Source organism: uncultured Phyllobacterium sp., assembly GCF_902479695.1.
GTDB classification, from domain to species: domain Bacteria; phylum Pseudomonadota; class Alphaproteobacteria; order Rhizobiales; family Rhizobiaceae; genus Phyllobacterium; species Phyllobacterium calauticae.
Genome location: NZ_CABSQF010000028.1, coordinates 22,640 through 39,299, shown reverse-complemented (window position 1 = coordinate 39,299; position 16,660 = coordinate 22,640). Strand labels below are relative to the sequence as shown.

Annotated in this window: 17 protein-coding genes; 12 read left to right on the top strand and 5 right to left on the bottom strand. The window is 59.1% G+C overall.

The genetic code is table 11. The features are described from left to right. Positions 1-4 precede the first annotated feature (4 nt). A complete protein-coding gene (tldD, locus tag RDL77_RS16750) occupies positions 5-1,417 on the bottom strand; it encodes a metalloprotease TldD (protein WP_288193818.1) in 1,413 nt (470 codons plus the stop codon). A gap of 80 nt (positions 1,418-1,497) precedes the next feature. Beyond that, positions 1,498-2,016, bottom strand: a complete 519-nt coding sequence (locus tag RDL77_RS16745; RefSeq protein ID WP_223611539.1) for an invasion associated locus B family protein — start codon at positions 2,014-2,016, stop codon at positions 1,498-1,500. A gap of 384 nt (positions 2,017-2,400) precedes the next feature. Between RDL77_RS16745 and coxB the strand changes: the two genes are divergently transcribed. The 11 genes from coxB (at position 2,401) to rnhA (ending at position 11,540) form a co-directional block, all read left to right on the top strand. Then, positions 2,401-3,246, top strand: coding sequence for a cytochrome c oxidase subunit II (gene coxB, locus RDL77_RS16740; protein ID WP_223612379.1), 846 nt, complete (start codon positions 2,401-2,403; stop codon positions 3,244-3,246). 39 nt (positions 3,247-3,285) lie between these two features. Further along, on the top strand, positions 3,286-4,938 hold the full coding sequence (gene ctaD / locus RDL77_RS16735) for a cytochrome c oxidase subunit I (RefSeq protein ID WP_223611538.1): 1,653 nt from the start codon (positions 3,286-3,288) through the stop codon (positions 4,936-4,938). 76 nt (positions 4,939-5,014) lie between these two features. Continuing rightward, positions 5,015-5,959 (top strand): heme o synthase, encoded by a 945-nt coding sequence (cyoE, locus tag RDL77_RS16730; RefSeq protein WP_223611537.1) that lies wholly within the window; start codon positions 5,015-5,017, stop codon positions 5,957-5,959. A 1-nt stretch (position 5,960) separates the two neighbouring features. Further along, the gene (locus RDL77_RS16725; RefSeq protein WP_165401776.1) at positions 5,961-6,116 is read left to right on the top strand and encodes a hypothetical protein; all 156 of its coding nucleotides are present in this window, start codon (positions 5,961-5,963) and stop codon (positions 6,114-6,116) included. Next, complete coding sequence (locus tag RDL77_RS16720; protein ID WP_223611536.1) at positions 6,116-6,757, top strand: cytochrome c oxidase assembly protein; 642 nt, start codon at positions 6,116-6,118, stop codon at positions 6,755-6,757. Before RDL77_RS16725 ends, RDL77_RS16720 begins: the two co-directional genes overlap by 1 nt. Positions 6,758-6,815: 58 nt before the next feature. Further along, positions 6,816-7,694: a cytochrome c oxidase subunit 3 gene (locus RDL77_RS16715; protein ID WP_223611535.1), complete on the top strand. Its 879-nt coding sequence runs from the start codon at positions 6,816-6,818 to the stop codon at positions 7,692-7,694. 193 nt (positions 7,695-7,887) lie between these two features. Next, positions 7,888-8,283, top strand: a complete 396-nt coding sequence (locus RDL77_RS16710) for a DUF983 domain-containing protein (protein WP_223611534.1) — start codon at positions 7,888-7,890, stop codon at positions 8,281-8,283. Between the two features lie 7 nt (positions 8,284-8,290). Next, positions 8,291-9,058 carry an SURF1 family protein gene (locus RDL77_RS16705; RefSeq protein WP_223611533.1) on the top strand — a complete coding sequence of 256 codons (768 nt, stop codon included), beginning with the start codon at positions 8,291-8,293 and terminating at the stop codon, positions 9,056-9,058. 51 nt (positions 9,059-9,109) lie between these two features. Then, positions 9,110-10,117: a 4-hydroxy-3-methylbut-2-enyl diphosphate reductase gene (gene ispH, locus RDL77_RS16700; protein WP_223611532.1), complete on the top strand. Its 1,008-nt coding sequence runs from the start codon at positions 9,110-9,112 to the stop codon at positions 10,115-10,117. Between the two features lie 2 nt (positions 10,118-10,119). Beyond that, on the top strand, positions 10,120-11,100 hold the full coding sequence (locus tag RDL77_RS16695) for a homoserine kinase (protein ID WP_223611531.1): 981 nt from the start codon (positions 10,120-10,122) through the stop codon (positions 11,098-11,100). Next, a complete protein-coding gene (gene rnhA / locus RDL77_RS16690) occupies positions 11,097-11,540 on the top strand; it encodes a ribonuclease HI (protein WP_223611530.1) in 444 nt (147 codons plus the stop codon). The genes RDL77_RS16695 and rnhA overlap by 4 nt, the downstream gene beginning before the upstream one ends. Positions 11,541-11,595: 55 nt before the next feature. Here rnhA and RDL77_RS16685 read toward each other — a convergent pair whose 3' ends face one another. Together RDL77_RS16685 and RDL77_RS16680 are read right to left on the bottom strand one after the other, a co-directional pair. Continuing rightward, positions 11,596-12,081 carry a peroxiredoxin gene (locus RDL77_RS16685; protein ID WP_223611529.1) on the bottom strand — a complete coding sequence of 162 codons (486 nt, stop codon included), beginning with the start codon at positions 12,079-12,081 and terminating at the stop codon, positions 11,596-11,598. Between the two features lie 76 nt (positions 12,082-12,157). Continuing rightward, positions 12,158-13,024, bottom strand: coding sequence for a protein-disulfide reductase DsbD domain-containing protein (locus RDL77_RS16680; RefSeq protein WP_288193816.1), 867 nt, complete (start codon positions 13,022-13,024; stop codon positions 12,158-12,160). Between the two features lie 116 nt (positions 13,025-13,140). On the opposite strand from RDL77_RS16680, the gene RDL77_RS16675 reads away from it, so the two are divergent. Further along, positions 13,141-13,743 (top strand): YqgE/AlgH family protein, encoded by a 603-nt coding sequence (locus RDL77_RS16675; RefSeq protein ID WP_223611527.1) that lies wholly within the window; start codon positions 13,141-13,143, stop codon positions 13,741-13,743. A gap of 2 nt (positions 13,744-13,745) precedes the next feature. Here RDL77_RS16675 and RDL77_RS16670 read toward each other — a convergent pair whose 3' ends face one another. After that, a complete protein-coding gene (locus tag RDL77_RS16670; RefSeq protein WP_223612378.1) occupies positions 13,746-16,625 on the bottom strand; it encodes an EAL domain-containing protein in 2,880 nt (959 codons plus the stop codon). Positions 16,626-16,660: the final 35 nt, after the last annotated feature.

The following is a 16,660-nucleotide window of genomic DNA, read 5'->3' as shown; positions in this document are numbered from 1 at the left end:
CGGTTCAGACCGCCGTTCCACCAACGGTCATCTGGTCCATGCGCAGGTGTGGCTGGCCGACGCCGACCGGCACCCACTGGCCGCCCTTGCCGCAATTGCCCATGCCCGTGTCGAGCTGCAGATCGTTGCCGATCATGGAAATGCGCTGCATGGCATCGGGGCCATTGCCGATGAGCATTGCGCCCTTGACCGGCGCGCCGATCCTGCCGTTCTCGATCATGTAGGCCTCGGTGCAGCCGAACACGAACTTGCCGGAGGTGATATCCACCTGGCCGCCGCCGAACGAAACCGCATAGATGCCGTTCTTGACCGAGGCGATGATTTCTTCCGGCGTCTTGTCACCGTCGAGCATGTAGGTGTTGGTCATGCGCGGCATCGGCGCGTGCGCATAGGATTCGCGGCGTCCGTTCCCGGTGGGCTGCATACCCATCAGGCGCGCGTTCTGCCGGTCCTGCATATAGCCGACGAGAATGCCGTCGTCGATGAGAACGGTCTTGTTGGTCGGCATGCCTTCGTCGTCGACGGTCAGCGAGCCGCGACGCTCGGAAATCGTCCCGTCATCGACGACGGTAACGCCCTTCGATGCCACTTTCTGACCGAGCAGGCCGGCAAAGGCCGATGTCTTCTTGCGGTTGAAGTCGCCCTCGAGCCCGTGGCCGACCGCTTCGTGCAGCATCACACCGGGCCAGCCATTGGACAGGACAATATCGAATGTTCCTGCCGGGGCAGGAATGGCCTCGAGATTGACCAGAGCCTGGCGCAGCGCTTCATCCGCCGCATGCTGCCATTTTTCGGCAGTGATGAACTCGCCAAAACCCTTGCGCCCGCCTGCTCCATAGCTGCCGCTTTCCTGGCGGTCGCCATCGCCGACGACAACGGACACGTTGAGCCGGACCATGGGGCGGATATCGCGGACGAAATGCCCGTCGGCACGCAGGATTTCGACCTGCTGCCACGATCCTGCCAGCGAAACGCTGACCTGCCGGACCTTCGGGTCCTTGGCGCGCAGATAGGCGTCGATTTCCTGCAGCAGTTTGACTTTGGCTTCGAAGCTGGGCGAGCCAATCGGGTTCTCGTCGCCGTAAAGGCTGCGGTTGGTTCCGGGCGGGGCAGCGGTGTAGGCGCCGGCGTAGCCGGTGCGCACGGCTGAGGCCGCATCGGCGGCACGCTTGAGCGCGCCCAGCGAAAGCTCGCCCGCATGCGCATAGCCGACAGCTTCACCGGCAACGGCGCGCAGGCCAAATCCCTGATCCTGATTGAAGGTACCGTTCTTCAGACGGCCATTGTCGAAGGCAAGACCTTCCGATTCCCGGTATTCGATGAAAAGCTCGCCGTCATCGGCACCATCAAGGCTTTGCTTGACGGTTTCAAGGATTTTTTCGCGCGGTGCGTCAAAACTGTCGATGAGGCTTTTCATGATCGTTCATCCGTTCAGGTGGTTATGAAGCGGATGTAGGGCCTCGCCCGGCCCGCTACAACAGAAAACTTATGGAGCAATCAGGGGAGGGCGTCGAAACCTTCGCCAAATCCATTGAGTTCGACGGGAATACCGATGCCTTCTTCCGGCGTCTGGAAGACGATGAAGGTTGCGGCCTTGCCGGTCTTGAAAGTCTGGACCAGCTGATCTTCCAGGATGACTTCCGCATAGCAGCCGTCTTCGAAGCAGCGGACGAAATAGGCGCGGCCGATATCCTTGCCATCCACGTTCAGGCCAAGCCCGTTGGGCAGGAGCACACCGAGCGGTGCAAGCACGCGCAGGATCTTGGCCTTGTTGTCGGCGGTTTTGAGCACCACGACCGAAAGACCCATTTCCGGGCGATCCGCCGCGACGACATTCTGAATCAGGGCGCATTGCTCCGATTTCGCGCCTGCCGGCGTGTCGCACAGGATCGACCATGCGCCGTGAGTGGATTTGACCGTGCCGCTCTGCTGCGCTGCCATGGCACCGCCGGAAAAACCGGCAATGGACAGGGAAAGCAGACCGAGGGCGATGCTACGTAGCGCGAAAGAGGACATGTAGGCTCCAAAACGAATCATCCAGACGTTAAACCGCCACGGCCCGGATGAAAAGAATACCGCTCAAACACTCCCCAGCATACAGCGGCTCTGTCATCTCTGGTGTAATGCAAAAATGGCCGGATTGTGAGCCCTACACGTGTCGCTGGTCAAAATCGTCCGGAAAGTGAAAAAAGATACGTCTTTACAAGATGCTGTCATCCACAGGCAGCGCGCTGCGCGCAAAAATGCCGCACGGCATCACGTTCGCCTTCCTTGCGATGTAGGCTAATGTGTGATTTGAACGCGGCATATCGCCGGGCCACTTTTGAAGCCCGGTCTTAACGTATGGAATTGAAGCTTCATTCGGGAGATTTCTAGGTGAAGAAGAACATTGTCACGCTGATGGGTGTCCTGGGGGGCCTGTTAAGTGCCGGTACTGCATATGCTGCACAGCCTGAGCCTTGGCAGATGACGTTCCAGCCGGCAGGGTCTGCCATTATGGAGCAGATCATCTGGTTCGAGCACTATACATTGTGGTTCATCGTCCCGATTACACTGTTCGTGATGGTCCTTCTGGGCTGGGTCATGATTCGCTACCGCGCCAGTGCCAATCCGGTTCCGTCCAAGACGAGCCACAACACGGCGGTGGAAGTGGTCTGGACCGTTGGTCCGGTTGTTATTCTTCTGTTCCTGGCAATTCCTTCCTTCCAGCTTCTCACCGCGCAGTATTCGCCCGAAGAAGCCAAGATGACGATCAAGGCGACGGGTTACCAGTGGTATTGGGGATATGAATACCAGGTGGGTGATGCACCGGTCTCCTTCGACTCCGTCATGCTCAAAGATGCCGATCGCGCTGCCGCAGGCAAGGAAGACCGCAAGGCCTATCCCCGTCTGCTTGCCGTGGACAATGAAATGGTTGTTCCTGTGAACACAACCGTTCGTCTTCTGGTGACGGGTGCCGACGTGATCCACTCCTTCTCGATGCCGGCCTTCGGCGTCAAGATGGATGCCGTCACCGGCCGCAGCAATGAAACATGGTTCAAGGCAGACAAGGAAGGCATGTATTATGGTCAGTGCTCGCAGATTTGCGGCAAGGATCATGCGTTCATGCCGATTGCGATCCATGTGGTTTCGCAAAGCCAGTATGATGCGTGGTTTGCTGCTGCCGGGAAGAATCTTCCAGGCGCATACAAGACACTCACCGCTAAAATCGACGCAGACAAGAACATAAACGTAGCCGGCAACTGAGCTGGTTGACGCGAATTATTGAGGAACGGGAGCACTTTGATGGCAGGTTCTGCAGCTCACGAGGACCATGGCGCCCATAAGCCGACAGGCTGGACGCGCTGGGTTTATTCGACCAACCACAAGGATATCGGCACGCTCTATCTGATCTTCGCGATCGTTGCCGGCATCATTGGTGGTTGTCTTTCGATCGCCATGCGTGCCGAGCTTCAGCAGCCCGGCATCCAGATTTTCAGCGGTCTTGCATCGATGGTCTACGGCTTCCAGGGTGATGCCGCCATCGATGGTGGCAAGCAGATGTACAATGTGTTCTCGACGGCACATGGTCTGGTCATGATCTTCTTCATGGTCATGCCTGCGCTGATCGGCGGTTTCGCCAACTGGATGGTTCCGATCATGATCGGTGCGCCTGACATGGCCTTCCCGCGCATGAACAACATCTCGTTCTGGCTGCTTCCGCCCGCGCTGCTTCTGCTCCTCCTGTCCATGTTCGTTCCGGGTCCTGCCGGCGGCTACGGCACGGGTGGCGGCTGGACCATCTATCCGCCGTATTCGACAACCGGCCAGCCCGGCCCGGCGATGGATTTTGCCATCCTGTCGCTGCACATTGCCGGTGCATCGTCGATCCTGGGTGCGATCAACTTCATCACCACGATCTTCAACATGCGTGCCCCCGGCATGACGCTGCACAAGATGCCGCTGTTTGCCTGGTCCGTGCTGATCACCGCATTCCTGCTGCTGCTGGCTCTGCCGGTTCTGGCAGGCGGCATCACCATGCTTTTGACCGACCGCAACTTCGGCACGACGTTCTTCTCGCCGGAAGGTGGCGGTGATCCGCTGCTGTTCCAGCATCTCTTCTGGTTCTTCGGTCATCCCGAAGTGTACATCATGATCCTGCCGGCATTCGGCATCGTCAGCCACATCGTCTCGACCTTCTCGCGCAAGCCCATCTTTGGTTATCTCGGCATGGCCTATGCCATGGTTGCCATCGGTGTTGTCGGCTTCATCGTCTGGGCGCACCATATGTACACCGTCGGTCTTTCGCTCGACACGCAGCGTTACTTCGTCTTCGCGACGATGGTCATCGCGGTGCCGACGGGCGTGAAGATCTTCTCGTGGATCGCAACCATGTGGGGCGGTTCCATCGAGTTCAAGCCGCCGATGGTCTGGGCAATCGGCTTCATCTTCCTGTTCACCGTTGGTGGTGTGACGGGCGTGCAGCTGGCCAATGCCGGTCTCGACCGTGCGATGCATGACACCTACTACGTGATCGCGCACTTCCATTACGTGCTGTCGCTGGGTGCTGTGTTCGGAATTTTCGCGGGCTGGTACTACTGGTTCCCGAAGATGACCGGCTACATGTACAACCACACCATTGCGCACACGCACTTCTGGGTGATGTTCGTCGGTGTTAACCTGGTGTTCTTCCCGCAGCATTTCCTCGGACTTGCCGGCATGCCGCGCCGCTACATCGACTATCCCGATGCATTCGCCGGCTGGAATGAAGTATCGTCCATCGGTTCCTATATCTCCGGTGTTGCCGTGCTGATCTTCCTCTTCGGTGTCTTCGAGGCTTTTGCCAAGAAGCGTGAAGCCGGCGCCAACCCCTGGGGTCCAGGTGCGACCACACTGGAATGGCAGCTGTCTTCGCCGCCCCCGTTCCATCAGTGGGAACAGCTTCCACGCATCAAGTAACAATACAACCGGGCCGCTGAACCCAGCGGCCCGGGCATCTTCAAGTTGAAACGACCGAAACAACAAGACTGATCGAATGGCCCTGATTGAGAAAAACGCAACCGTAGATACCGCGATTGGCCTGTCTGAAGCCAATGCGTCGGACTATATTGCCTTGCTCAAGCCGCGCGTGATGTCACTGGTTGTCTTCACCGCCATTGTCGGCATGATGGCCGCGCCCGGTCATATCAATCCCATTCTCGGTGTTATCGCCATTCTCTGCATCGCCGTTGGTGCCGGAGCCTCGGGCGCGCTGAACATGTGGTACGATTCCGATATCGATGCCGTGATGAAGCGCACCGCCAACCGTCCCATTCCGGCCGGCCGGATCACGCGCGAAGAGGTGCTGACCTTCGGTCTGCTGCTGTCCGCGTTCTCGGTGGTCACGCTCGGCCTTTTCGTCAATCTTCTCTCGGCGTTCCTGCTGGCCTTCACCATCTTCTTCTATGCGGTGGTCTATACGATGTGGCTGAAGCGCTCGACGCCGCAGAACATCGTCATCGGCGGAGCTGCGGGTGCATTTCCGCCGATGATCGGCTGGGCTGCCGTGACCAATTCGGTCGGCATCGAAAGCATCGTGCTTTTCCTCATCATCTTCCTGTGGACGCCGCCGCATTTCTGGGCGCTGTCGCTGTTCATGTCGGACGATTACGAGAAAGCCAAAATCCCGATGATGCCCAATGTCATGGGCGAAGCGTCGACGAAGTTCCAGATTTTCCTCTATACGCTGCTGGTGGCGCCGGTTGCCGTGCTGCCATGGGTCATGGGCTTTGCCGGCATTGTCTATGGCGTGTTTTCCATCGGCGCCGGAGCAATGTTCCTTTTCTACGCCTGGACCGTCTGGCGTGCGCCGGTTGGCGCGCCGATGATCAAGCCGGCGAAGAAGATGTTCGCTTTCTCGATCTTCTATCTTTTCAGTCTCTATGCCGTACTTCTCGGCGAAATCCTTGTGCGCAAAGCACTTTTCCTGGCAGGTGCATGACATGAGTGATGATCGCGTTACACTGACACCCAAACAGAAAAGGGCGCAGCGCAGCCGCTCCATCGCGCTTGCCCTGGCCTTGGCCGCGTTTGTAATCCTCGTTTATGTCGGCACATGGGCCAAGCTCGGTGCCAGGATTCTCGAACGGCAGATGTGATGAGCGCTCCTGTGGAAGATAACCAGATACCAGCGGCGGATAGCACGCCTGCGCCAAAGCGTCGGGTTTCCGACCGGACAATCGCGATTTCCTGCCTTGCCTTCTTCTTCGGCATGGTTGGCATGGCTTTTGCGGCCGTGCCGCTCTACGCCATGTTCTGTCAGGTCACCGGTTATGGCGGCACGACCCAGCGGGTCGAGCAGATGTCCGACACGATCCTCGACAAGAAGATCACGGTTCGCTTCGACGCCAATACCTCAGACGGGTTGGCGTGGCAGTTCAAGCCTGTGCAGCGCGAAGTGACGATGAACATTGGCGAGACCAAGCTCATTCACTACGAAGCGATCAACAAGCTGGACAAGCCGTCTGCCGGCCGTGCAGCCTTCAATGTCACGCCGCAAGCGGCAGGTGCCTATTTCAACAAGGTGGAATGTTTCTGCTTCACCGACACCGTCCTGAAGCCGGGCGAAGACATGCAGATGCCCGTCGTTTTCTTCGTCGATCCGGATATCGTCAATTCGGAAGAACTGAAGGGCGTCAACACGATTACCCTGTCCTACACATTCTTTCCGATCGCGATGCCGGCACCGGTTGCCGCCAGTGCGGACGTGAAGAAAGACAAGCCGTCGGGACAGCTTTGAACTTGCGCTGACATTTTGTCAGTGGCTAAACAGATGAATAGAACTTGCGGGGGTTAAAATGGCCGAAGCGCACACAAAGAACCACGACTACCACATTATCGACCCAAGCCCATGGCCGTTCCTAGGCTCTGTCGGTGCTTTTGTCATGGCTATCGGCGGCATCGCTTACATGCGCTACCACAGCGGCGGGGAATTGCCGCTCTTTGGGCATAACCTGGCACAGCCATGGTTGTTCTTCATCGGCCTGGCCATCGTTCTCTACACCATGTTCGGCTGGTGGTCGGATACCATCCGGGAGAGCAAGGAAGGGCACCACACCCGCGTCGTTTCCCTGCACCTGCGCTATGGCATGATCATGTTCATCGCGTCGGAAGTGATGTTCTTCGTTGCCTGGTTCTGGGCCTTCTTCGATGCCAGCCTGTTCCCGGGCGAGGCAGAGCAGGTTGCCCGTGCGGCATTCACCGGTGGTCACTGGCCTCCCAAGGGCATCGAAGTTCTCGATCCGCTGCACCTGCCGCTGTACAACACCATCATCCTGCTGCTGTCCGGTACGACGGTCACCTGGGCGCACCATGCGTTGATCCACAAGGACCGCAAGGGCCTGATCACCGGCCTGACGCTGACTGTCCTGCTCGGCATGCTCTTCTCGTTCGTGCAGGGCTACGAGTACATGCACGCACCGTTCGCGTTCAAGGATTCGATCTACGGCGCGACCTTCTTCATGGCCACGGGTTTCCACGGCTTCCACGTGATCATCGGAACGATCTTCCTGCTGGTCTGCCTGCTGCGCGCCATGCGCGGCGATTTCACCCCGCAGAAGCATTTCGGCTTCGAGGCTGCCGCCTGGTACTGGCACTTCGTCGACGTGGTCTGGCTGTTCCTGTTCTTCTCGATCTACGTCTGGGCCTCATGGGGTGCGACGCTGGCCGTCGAATAAGCAAGCCGCTGCAAACAGAAATAAAGAGGGCGGTCATGGAAACATGGCCGCCCTTATTGTTTGGGCACAATCTCAACGAGGGGCGGGTGCTTCAACTTATCGACTGGACAGAGGGGTGCAATGGCGTCACTAATCGCGCAATGGATGAAATCTGGGCGCTGGTCCAGGATGGAACACCGATCGAGACCAACCCATGAGTGAAGACAGAGCCCTTTATCCGCCAGTTGACCCGTTCACTGCGGGCGTCAAGGCGCGTTGCCCCCGCTGCGGGCAGGGCAAGCTGTTCGATGGTTTTCTGACACCGGCCCGGCAATGCTCCAGCTGCGGGCTCGATTATTCCTTTATCGATTCGGGCGATGGTCCGGCCGTGCTGGTGATGTTGCTGATCGGGTTCATCGTCGTCGGACTGGCGCTGTGGATGGAAGTCACGCTCGATCCGCCGCTTTGGGTGCATTTCATCCTGTGGATTCCGCTGGCGCTTGTGCTTTGCCTGACGGCTCTGCGCTGGATGAAAGGTGTCCTGATTGCCCTTCAATACAAACACAAGGCTGCGGAAGGGCGCCTTGATATTCCCGCTGCCCATGAGTGATGTTGCAATGCCAGCAAGGCCTGCCCGGTTTCCATGGATCACGCTGAGCCTCAGCGCTATTCTCTTTGTCATTCTGATCGGGCTCGGTACCTGGCAAGTGGAACGCCTGCAATGGAAGGAAGCGCTGCTGGCAACCATCGCCGCGCGCACCCATTCCGCACCGCAGCCGCTGGCGGAGATCGAAAAGATATGGGCGCAGGACCATGATGTCGAGTACCGTCCCGTGACAGTCACCGGGCGTCTGCTCAATGACCGCGAGCGGCATTTCTTTGCCACTTATGAGGGCTATTCCGGTTACTTCATCTATACCCCGCTGCAACTCGACGATGGCCGGGCGGTTTTCGTCAACCGCGGCTTCGTGCCCTACGACCAGAAGAATGCGTCGACACGCCAACAGGGCGAAGTGGCGGGACCGGTGACCGTCACCGGGCTTGCGCGCAATCCGTTGGCTGGAAAACCGTCCTCCATTCTTCCTGATAATGATCTCGTCAAGAACATCTATTTCTGGAAAGACCTGCCCGTTATGGCGGCGCAGTCCAGCATCAATCCCGAACAGCTGGTGCCGTTCTTCATCGATGCTGATAAAACGCCCAATCCCGGCGGCTTTCCCATCGGCGGTGTCACCATCATCGATCTTCCCAACAGCCATCTGCAATATGCGGTCACGTGGTATGGTCTGGCGGCGACACTGCTGACCATCGTGATCATCTCCATGGTGCGGCGCAGGCAGGGCGACAAAGCAGAAACTCAACCTTCGGACTTGACTTCCCGTTGATTGCCGCCCAATTCCATGGGCACATCCAACGCTTCGACTTCCGCGAGACCTATGACCATGGCTGACAAGAAACCACTGACAATCCGCCTGTGCGGACCGCGCGGATTTTGCGCCGGGGTGGATCGCGCCATCCAGATCGTCGTCCTGGCGCTGAAGAAATATGGCGCACCGGTCTATGTCCGGCATGAGATCGTGCACAATCGCTATGTGGTGCAGGGCCTGCAGGCGCGCGGTGCCGTTTTCGTCGAAGAACTCGACGAAATCCCGGCAGAACATCGCAGCCAGCCCGTGGTTTTCTCTGCGCACGGCGTGCCGAAGTCGGTGCCGGAAGACGCGGAACACAAGAACCTGTTTTATCTCGATGCCACCTGTCCGCTTGTCTCCAAGGTGCACAAGCAGGCCATGCGCCATCAGCGGCTTGGGCGCCACGTCATTCTGGTCGGCCATTCCGGTCATCCTGAAGTCATTGGAACGATGGGGCAATTGCCGGAGGGCGCGGTAACATTGATCGAAACCATCGAAGACGCTGAGAAGTACCAGCCGGCGGACCCGAAGAACCTCGGTTTCGTCACGCAGACGACGCTGTCGGTCGATGACACCGCCGGGATCATCGCCGCATTGCAGAGCCGCTTTCCGGATTTGACCGCGCCGGCGGCCGAATCCATCTGCTATGCCACGACAAACCGTCAGGACGCTGTGAAGGCGGCAGCGCCAGGCTGCGATCTGTTCCTCGTCGTCGGTGCGCCGAATTCGTCCAATTCGAAGCGGCTGGTCGAGGTTGCAGAGCGCTCCGGCGCTTCGCAATCGCTGCTGGTGCAGCGGGCCGCGGATATCGACTGGGACCTGATCGGCGATATTGCCACCGTCGGCCTCTCCGCCGGTGCGTCCGCACCTGAAATCATTGTCGATGAAATCATCCAGTCCTTTTCGGAGCGCTATTCCGTGTCGATTGAACTTGCCGAGACGACCATCGAAACCGAGAATTTCCATGTCATGCGCGATTTGCGCGATGTGGAACTGACCAGCGGCGACATGGCATTCGTCAACGGAAGTCACTGATTATGGCTGTCTATACCGATATCAACGAAATCGATCTTGCGCACTTCCTTCGGGATTATGACATCGGCGAACTCCTGTCCTACAAGGGCATCGCCGAAGGCGTCGAGAATTCCAACTATCTGCTGCATACGAGCAAGGGCTCCTACATCCTGACGCTCTATGAAAAGCGTGTGAACAGCAATGATCTGCCGTTCTTTCTGGGGCTGATGCAGCACCTTGCGGGGAAGGGGATCAGTTGTCCCTTGCCCGTCGGGCAGAAGAACGGTTCCAGCATCGGCGAACTCGCGGGCCGCCCGGCCGCCATCGTGACCTTCCTTGAAGGCATGTGGATGCGCAGGCCCACGGTGCAGCACTGCCACGCACTGGGAGAGGCGCTGGCGCGCATGCACGTGGCGGGGGCAGATTTCCCCATGCGCCGCAAGAACGCGCTCTCCGTCGCCGGCTGGCGGCCATTGTGGAACAATTCAAAGGCCAATGCCGACCGGGTCGAGCCGGGCCTCGCCAGCGAGACTGAAGCCGATCTGGCTTTCTTCGAAGCCCATTGGCCGCAGCACCTGCCGGCCGGTGTCATCCATGCCGATCTTTTCCCGGACAATGTGTTCTTTCTCGGCGACAAGCTTTCCGGCCTGATCGATTTCTATTTCGCATGCACGGATCTGCTCGCCTATGATGTTGCGGTCTGCCTGAATGCCTGGTGCTTTGAAAAGGATCATTCCTTCAATCTGACCAAGGGCACGGCACTGCTGCGCGGTTACAATTCCGTGCGTCCCCTGTCGGCGGAGGAGGCGGAGAGCCTGCCCATCCTCGCGCGCGGCTCGGCGCTGCGTTTCATGCTCACCCGGCTCTATGACTGGCTGACCGTTCCCGAGGGCAGTTTCGTCGTCAAGAAGGACCCGATGGAATATGTCCGCCGCATGCGCTTCCATCGCCAGATCAAATCCGCTGAAGAATATGGCCTTCTGCCAGCGGGTGCCGCCTCGTGAAGTCGATACAGGTTTTTACCGATGGCGCCTGTTCCGGCAATCCCGGCCCCGGCGGCTGGGGCGCGGTCCTGCGCTGGAACGGCAATGAGAAAGAGCTTTTCGGCGGTGAAGCGGATACCACGAACAACCGCATGGAGCTGATGGCGGCCATTGCCGCGCTCAATGCGCTGAAGGAGCCTTGTTCGGTCGATCTCTATACGGATTCGGTCTATGTCCGTGATGGCATTTCCGGCTGGATCGAGGGCTGGAAGCGCAACGGCTGGAAAACCGCTGCCAAGAAGCCCGTGAAGAATGCCGAGCTTTGGCAGGCGCTGGATGAGGCACGCAAGCGCCACAAGGTTGTCTGGCACTGGGTCAAGGGGCACGCGGGACATCCGGAGAACGAGCGTGCCGACGAGCTTGCCCGAACCGGCATGGCGCCGTTCAAAAACAAATCCTGAGCAAACAAAAGGGCCGGTCAGACCGGCCCCTTGCATAGGTTGGCTCTGTCGCTGTTTACAGCTGGCCGAGCAGGGTCGCTGCGCTTGAGGTCACAGCCTGACCGGGCGAGTCCTCGATGTTGAGTTCCTTGACCACGCCATCCTCAACCAGCATGGAATAGCGCTTGGAGCGCACGCCCATCGTGCCGGCAGCAAGGTCGATATCCAGGCCGACAGCCTTGGTGAAGGTCGCATTGCCATCGGACAGGTACTGAATCTTGCCCTCGCCATTGGTGGCCTTGGCCCAGGCGCCCATCACATGCGGATCGTTGACGGCGACAACGGCGATGGTGTCGACACCCTTCGCCAGAATGGCATCGCGGTTTTCAAGATAGCCCGGCAGATGGTTCATGCTGCAGGTCGGGGTGAAGGCACCCGGTACAGCGAAAAGCACCACCTTCTTGCCCTTGAACAGGGTGTCCGAGCTGACTTCGCTGACACCGTCATCGGATTTTGTCTTGAACGTGGCGTCCGGCAAACGCTCGCCTACCTTGATTGTCATGAATTGGCTCCATATGAACAAAATTAGCCCTATGCAGATAGGGCGTGCATGACCAAAAGTCGAGGGTAGACCGGTGCTATTCCTGTGCCTCAAGCTTGCCTGAAACCGCCTTCTCGCCCTGGACCAGGGTGTAGTTCAGCGTCACGGCCTTCTTGTCCTTGCCGGTGAGAACCGGCACCGAGAACACGGCGGTTGTCGCCTCGCGGCTTTTCAGTTTCGCCATGCCGAACGTCACGCCGCCCTCGCCGGCAACGAAGAGGTCGGTCTGCGGCTGATCCGTCGGCAGCTGAACGGTGACCTTGACATGATCATCCCGGCGCACGGCACTTTTCACGCCGAACGAAGCCGATGCCTTGTCGGGCAGGGCGGCAAATGCATCGCTGACAAGCGTTTTCGTCAGCGCGTCCGACGGGCTGTTGTCGATGGAAATATCGAATTCGGCGGTGACGGGAATGCAGATCGCCTCACAGATGCCGAGAAACGCATGGCCCTTGAACTGGGCTGGTTTGGAGGGGTCGGCGAGTGTCAGGATAACCGGCAATGCCACGGATTTCTTGTACCCTGACCACTTCGAAGTGCCGTCCTCAAACCGGTGTGGCGCAGGGAACCCGAGCGAATAGCTTTTGATGTTGCCCTCCTGGGAGAGCGCGAGTTCCGGCGGCACACCGGCATCGCCGGGCTCGCGCCAATAGGTTTTCCAGCCCGGATCGAGATTGATCTGTACCGCGCCGTGTACTTCGCTCGCACCCTTCTGGGGATTGTCGACAATCAGCCGGACGCTGCCGCCGGGTGTCTTTGTCCACTCGGAGGTTCCAGCCTGTGACGGCGAGGCAAAAGCCGCAACAGTCAACGCTGCAGCGAGAAAAATGGGCGTGTTCGTGTTCATGCGCGGACCATTGCAGGCCTTTTCGGCCTTATCAAGGATGTCACGGAATTTGCTCATCATTTCTATGTGAGGCGCGCGTTATATCCTGCGCGAACGCGCCCGGATTCCGGCTCTTTTTACAATTCCTCGTTCAAAACCGTTGTCATTTGCGCAATCCTTGATACCTTTATTCGATGGATATTTTCAGAACGGCGAACAAAGAGACCGGATTTCTGAATGGTCAATTCCTTCTGGCGATGCCGGGAATGGACGACAGCCGCTTCGCGCGTTCGGTTATCTACGTCTGTGCGCACTCGGAAAAGGGTGCCATGGGGCTGATCATCAATCGCCCCCAGGAGATGGAATTCTCCGACATTCTCGTGCAGCTCGGCGTTCTCGATGAACATCAGGCCATCATGCTGCCTGACTGCACCCGCGATTTCATCGTGCGCAATGGCGGACCGGTGGAGATGCGCCGCGGCTTTGTCCTGCATTCCGACGATTATCTGACGGATTCCACCATGCCTGTTTCGGAAGAGATTTGCCTGACAGGCACGGTGGATATTCTGCGCGCCATATCCGGCGGCCGCGGCCCGCGCTGCGCCCTGATGACCCTGGGTTATTCCGGCTGGGCGGCGGGGCAGCTTGAAAACGAGATCGCCAACAATGGCTGGCTTACCTGCCGCGCGCCGCAGGAACTGCTTTTCGACACCGACCTCGAAAGCAAATATGATCGGCTGCTGGCGCATATGGGCGTTGACCCGTCACGCCTCGCCACCGTCGCCGGTCACGCCTGATCCTACGATGCCTTTGACTGCTGGAACTGCTCGCGCAGCAGCTTTGTCGCGACATCGAGCGTCAGCGGCGGGCTGAACATGAAGCTCTGGGCGTATTCGCAGCCCATCTGGCGCAATTGCAGCGCGTCGCTCTCATTCTCGATGCCTTCCGTCACAACCGACAGTCCGAGGTCATGAGCCATGCTGATCATCGAGCGCAGCAGCGTGACTTTCTGCGGCTGCTCGGCCTTGAGGAATGACCGGTCGATCTTGATCATGTCGAAGGGGAACGAGGTGAGGTAGGAGAGGGACGAATAGCCCGTTCCGAAATCATCCAGCGATACACCGACGCCCATGGCCTTGATGCTGGAGAGAACGTGTGCGGACCGCTCGGGATTCTCCATCATCAGGGATTCCGTCAGTTCCAGTTTCAGGCTGGCCGGATCGATCTGTGTCTGGGTCAGCACCGAGCGCACATCGTCGATGAGATCCTGACGGATCAGCTGGCTGCTCGATATGTTCACCGAGACAAACAGCGGCGTGGCGCCGATGGTGCGCTGCCAATTGACGAGGTCTTCCGCCGCATGCTGCATGACGAACAGGCCAAGCTGCACGATGAGTCCCGAGCTTTCGGCAATCGGAATGAATTCGGATGGCGGTATCGAGCCGCGACGCGGGTGATCCCAGCGCATCAGGGCTTCAAAACCGGCAATGGTGTTGTCCTCCAGCCGCACGATCGGCTGATAGGCAATGTGGATTTCGTGGCGCTCGAGCGCGCGGCGCAGGTCGGATTCGAGCTGCAGCTTGTCGCTGCCCACCGCACGGAACGCCGGTCGGAAGGGTTCGATCCGGTCGCCGCCAAAGCGTTTCGCCTGGAACATGGCAAGCTCGGCGTCCTTCACGAGGTCTTCCGGAGAGGCCGTGCTGCCGCTGGTCCAGGTGATCAGGCCAAGCGATGCGGTCAGGACGATTTCGCGCTTGGCGAAGGCAATGGGCGCGCGGATGGCCTGTTTGACAGCTTCGGCAAAGGCGGCGATGCGCGCCGGCTCGACTTCCGATACCAGGATAAGGCCGAACTGATCGGCGGAGAGACGGCTCAACGTGTCCTGCGGCCGCAAGAGGCGATGCAGACGCCGTGAGACGGTCAGAAGGAACGTATCGCCTGCCGACATGCCGAGCCCGTCATTGACCTGCTTGAAGCGGTCGATGTCGATGATGAACACGGTCGGGCGGATCTTGCTTTCGGTCTGTGCCATGGTGATGACGGAGCCGAGGCGGTCGAGGAACAGTTCACGGTTGGGCAGGCCGGTCAGATTGTCATGGACCGCGTCGTGCAGCAGGCGTTCTTCGGCCTTTTTCTGCTCCGTCACATCGATGAGGGTGCCGACGCAGCGGACAATCTCACCGTCGGAGCCGATCACCGGGCGGGCTTTCAGCGTGTACCAGTAGTAGTGGCCGTCATTGGCGCGCAGGCGGAAGGTCTGCGAGATGCGGCCGCGGCGGTTTTCCAGGATGACGTCGAGCGTGGTGCGGAAACGGTCGCGGTCATCGGCATGCAGCGTTGGCAGCCAGTTGCGCACGGCGCCATGCAGCGAACTCGCCGAAGCGCCGAGGAAATTGGTAAGGTCCGGCGTCGTGACGACGCGGTCGCGCGGCACGTCCCAGTCCCAGACGATGTCGCCGGAACCGATGATGGCCAGTGCCTGCCGCTCCACGTCGGAAAACAGCCCCTGCTGCAGGGCGCCGCCGGAAAAGGCGTGCTGCATCACGGTGAACCCGATGAGCAGGACGATCAGCACGAGGCCGCCGCCGAGCGCCGGCTGGACGATGTCATTGGCAAGGATGCCGGAGACGGTCAGCCAGCTTCCCAGCAGCCAGACAAGCAGGAGCAGCCAGGTCGGTATGAGCATGATCGCCCGGTCGTAACTTCGGAATGAAAAGAAGCCGATGAGGACGATGCCGGCGATGACCGTCAGGGCAAAGGAAAAGCGCGCAATGCCGGACGCGATGGGCGGATCGAAAATGGCCACGCCGGAGAGAATGCCGAGACCCAGAATCCAGGTCAGCGCACCGTAGCTGAAATTGTCGTGCCATCGGTTGAGATTGAGGTAGGTGAAGAGAAAGATCACCAGTGTCGCCGCAAGCGCCACTTCGGTGCCCGCCCGCCAGACCTGTTCATTGCCGGGCGTGATCTCGATCAGCTTGTTCCAGAAGCCGAAATCCACGCAGATATAGGCAAGAACCGCCCAGGCCATGGCTGCTGTTGCCGGAAAGAGCGATGTTCCCTTGACGACAAAAAGAATGGTCAGGAACAGCGCGAGAAGACCGGCAATACCGAGCAGGATGCCGCGATAAAGCGTGTAGGAATTGACCGTGTCCTTATAGGCATTCGGCTCCCACACATAGACCTGCGGCAGGTTGGGTGAGGCGAGTTCGGCGACGAAGGTGATGACCGAACCCGGATTGAGGGTGACCAGGAAAATATCGGCGTCTTCGCTGGCCTGCCTGTCGAGGGCAAAGCCCTCGCTGGGGGTGATGGAGGTGATGCGCGTCGAGCCGAGATCCGGCCAGATGAAACCCGATCCGACCAGGCGGAAATGCGGCGCGACGATCAGGCGGTCGATCTGTTCATCGGTGGGATTGGCCAGCGAGAAGGCCGCCCAGTCGCCGGTGGAACGGCTGTCATTGGCCTGCACCTCGATGCGGCGGACAATGCCGTCGGTGCCGGGCGCCGTGGAAATCTGGAAGGTCTCGCCCTGGTTCCGGTAAATCTCCACAGCCTTGGACAGATCGAGTGCGGTGCTTTCCTTGGTGATCTTGATGGTTTCAAAGGCGCTGGCAGCCGACAGCATGGACATCATCAAAAAGAGGAGGACAAAAATCCTCGATAGGCCTTTCAGCATGTGTCCGGTCAATGATGCCACGAATTCAACCTTTG

What these genes read in the sequence shown, in the direction of transcription:
- tldD (WP_288193818.1), bottom strand. Translation starts at nt 1,417, where the DNA reads ATGAAAAGCCTCATCGACAGTTTTGACGCACCGCGCGAAAAAATCCTT.
- RDL77_RS16745 (WP_223611539.1), bottom strand. Translation starts at nt 2,016, where the DNA reads ATGTCCTCTTTCGCGCTACGTAGCATCGCCCTCGGTCTGCTTTCCCTG.
- coxB (WP_223612379.1), top strand. Translation starts at nt 2,401, where the DNA reads ATGGGTGTCCTGGGGGGCCTGTTAAGTGCCGGTACTGCATATGCTGCA.
- ctaD (WP_223611538.1), top strand. Translation starts at nt 3,286, where the DNA reads ATGGCAGGTTCTGCAGCTCACGAGGACCATGGCGCCCATAAGCCGACA.
- cyoE (WP_223611537.1), top strand. Translation starts at nt 5,015, where the DNA reads ATGGCCCTGATTGAGAAAAACGCAACCGTAGATACCGCGATTGGCCTG.
- RDL77_RS16725 (WP_165401776.1), top strand. Translation starts at nt 5,961, where the DNA reads ATGAGTGATGATCGCGTTACACTGACACCCAAACAGAAAAGGGCGCAG.
- RDL77_RS16720 (WP_223611536.1), top strand. Translation starts at nt 6,116, where the DNA reads ATGAGCGCTCCTGTGGAAGATAACCAGATACCAGCGGCGGATAGCACG.
- RDL77_RS16715 (WP_223611535.1), top strand. Translation starts at nt 6,816, where the DNA reads ATGGCCGAAGCGCACACAAAGAACCACGACTACCACATTATCGACCCA.
- RDL77_RS16710 (WP_223611534.1), top strand. Translation starts at nt 7,888, where the DNA reads ATGAGTGAAGACAGAGCCCTTTATCCGCCAGTTGACCCGTTCACTGCG.
- RDL77_RS16705 (WP_223611533.1), top strand. Translation starts at nt 8,291, where the DNA reads ATGCCAGCAAGGCCTGCCCGGTTTCCATGGATCACGCTGAGCCTCAGC.
- ispH (WP_223611532.1), top strand. Translation starts at nt 9,110, where the DNA reads ATGACCATGGCTGACAAGAAACCACTGACAATCCGCCTGTGCGGACCG.
- RDL77_RS16695 (WP_223611531.1), top strand. Translation starts at nt 10,120, where the DNA reads ATGGCTGTCTATACCGATATCAACGAAATCGATCTTGCGCACTTCCTT.
- RDL77_RS16685 (WP_223611529.1), bottom strand. Translation starts at nt 12,081, where the DNA reads ATGACAATCAAGGTAGGCGAGCGTTTGCCGGACGCCACGTTCAAGACA.
- RDL77_RS16680 (WP_288193816.1), bottom strand. Translation starts at nt 13,024, where the DNA reads ATGAGCAAATTCCGTGACATCCTTGATAAGGCCGAAAAGGCCTGCAAT.
- RDL77_RS16675 (WP_223611527.1), top strand. Translation starts at nt 13,141, where the DNA reads ATGGATATTTTCAGAACGGCGAACAAAGAGACCGGATTTCTGAATGGT.
- RDL77_RS16670 (WP_223612378.1), bottom strand. Translation starts at nt 16,625, where the DNA reads ATGCTGAAAGGCCTATCGAGGATTTTTGTCCTCCTCTTTTTGATGATG.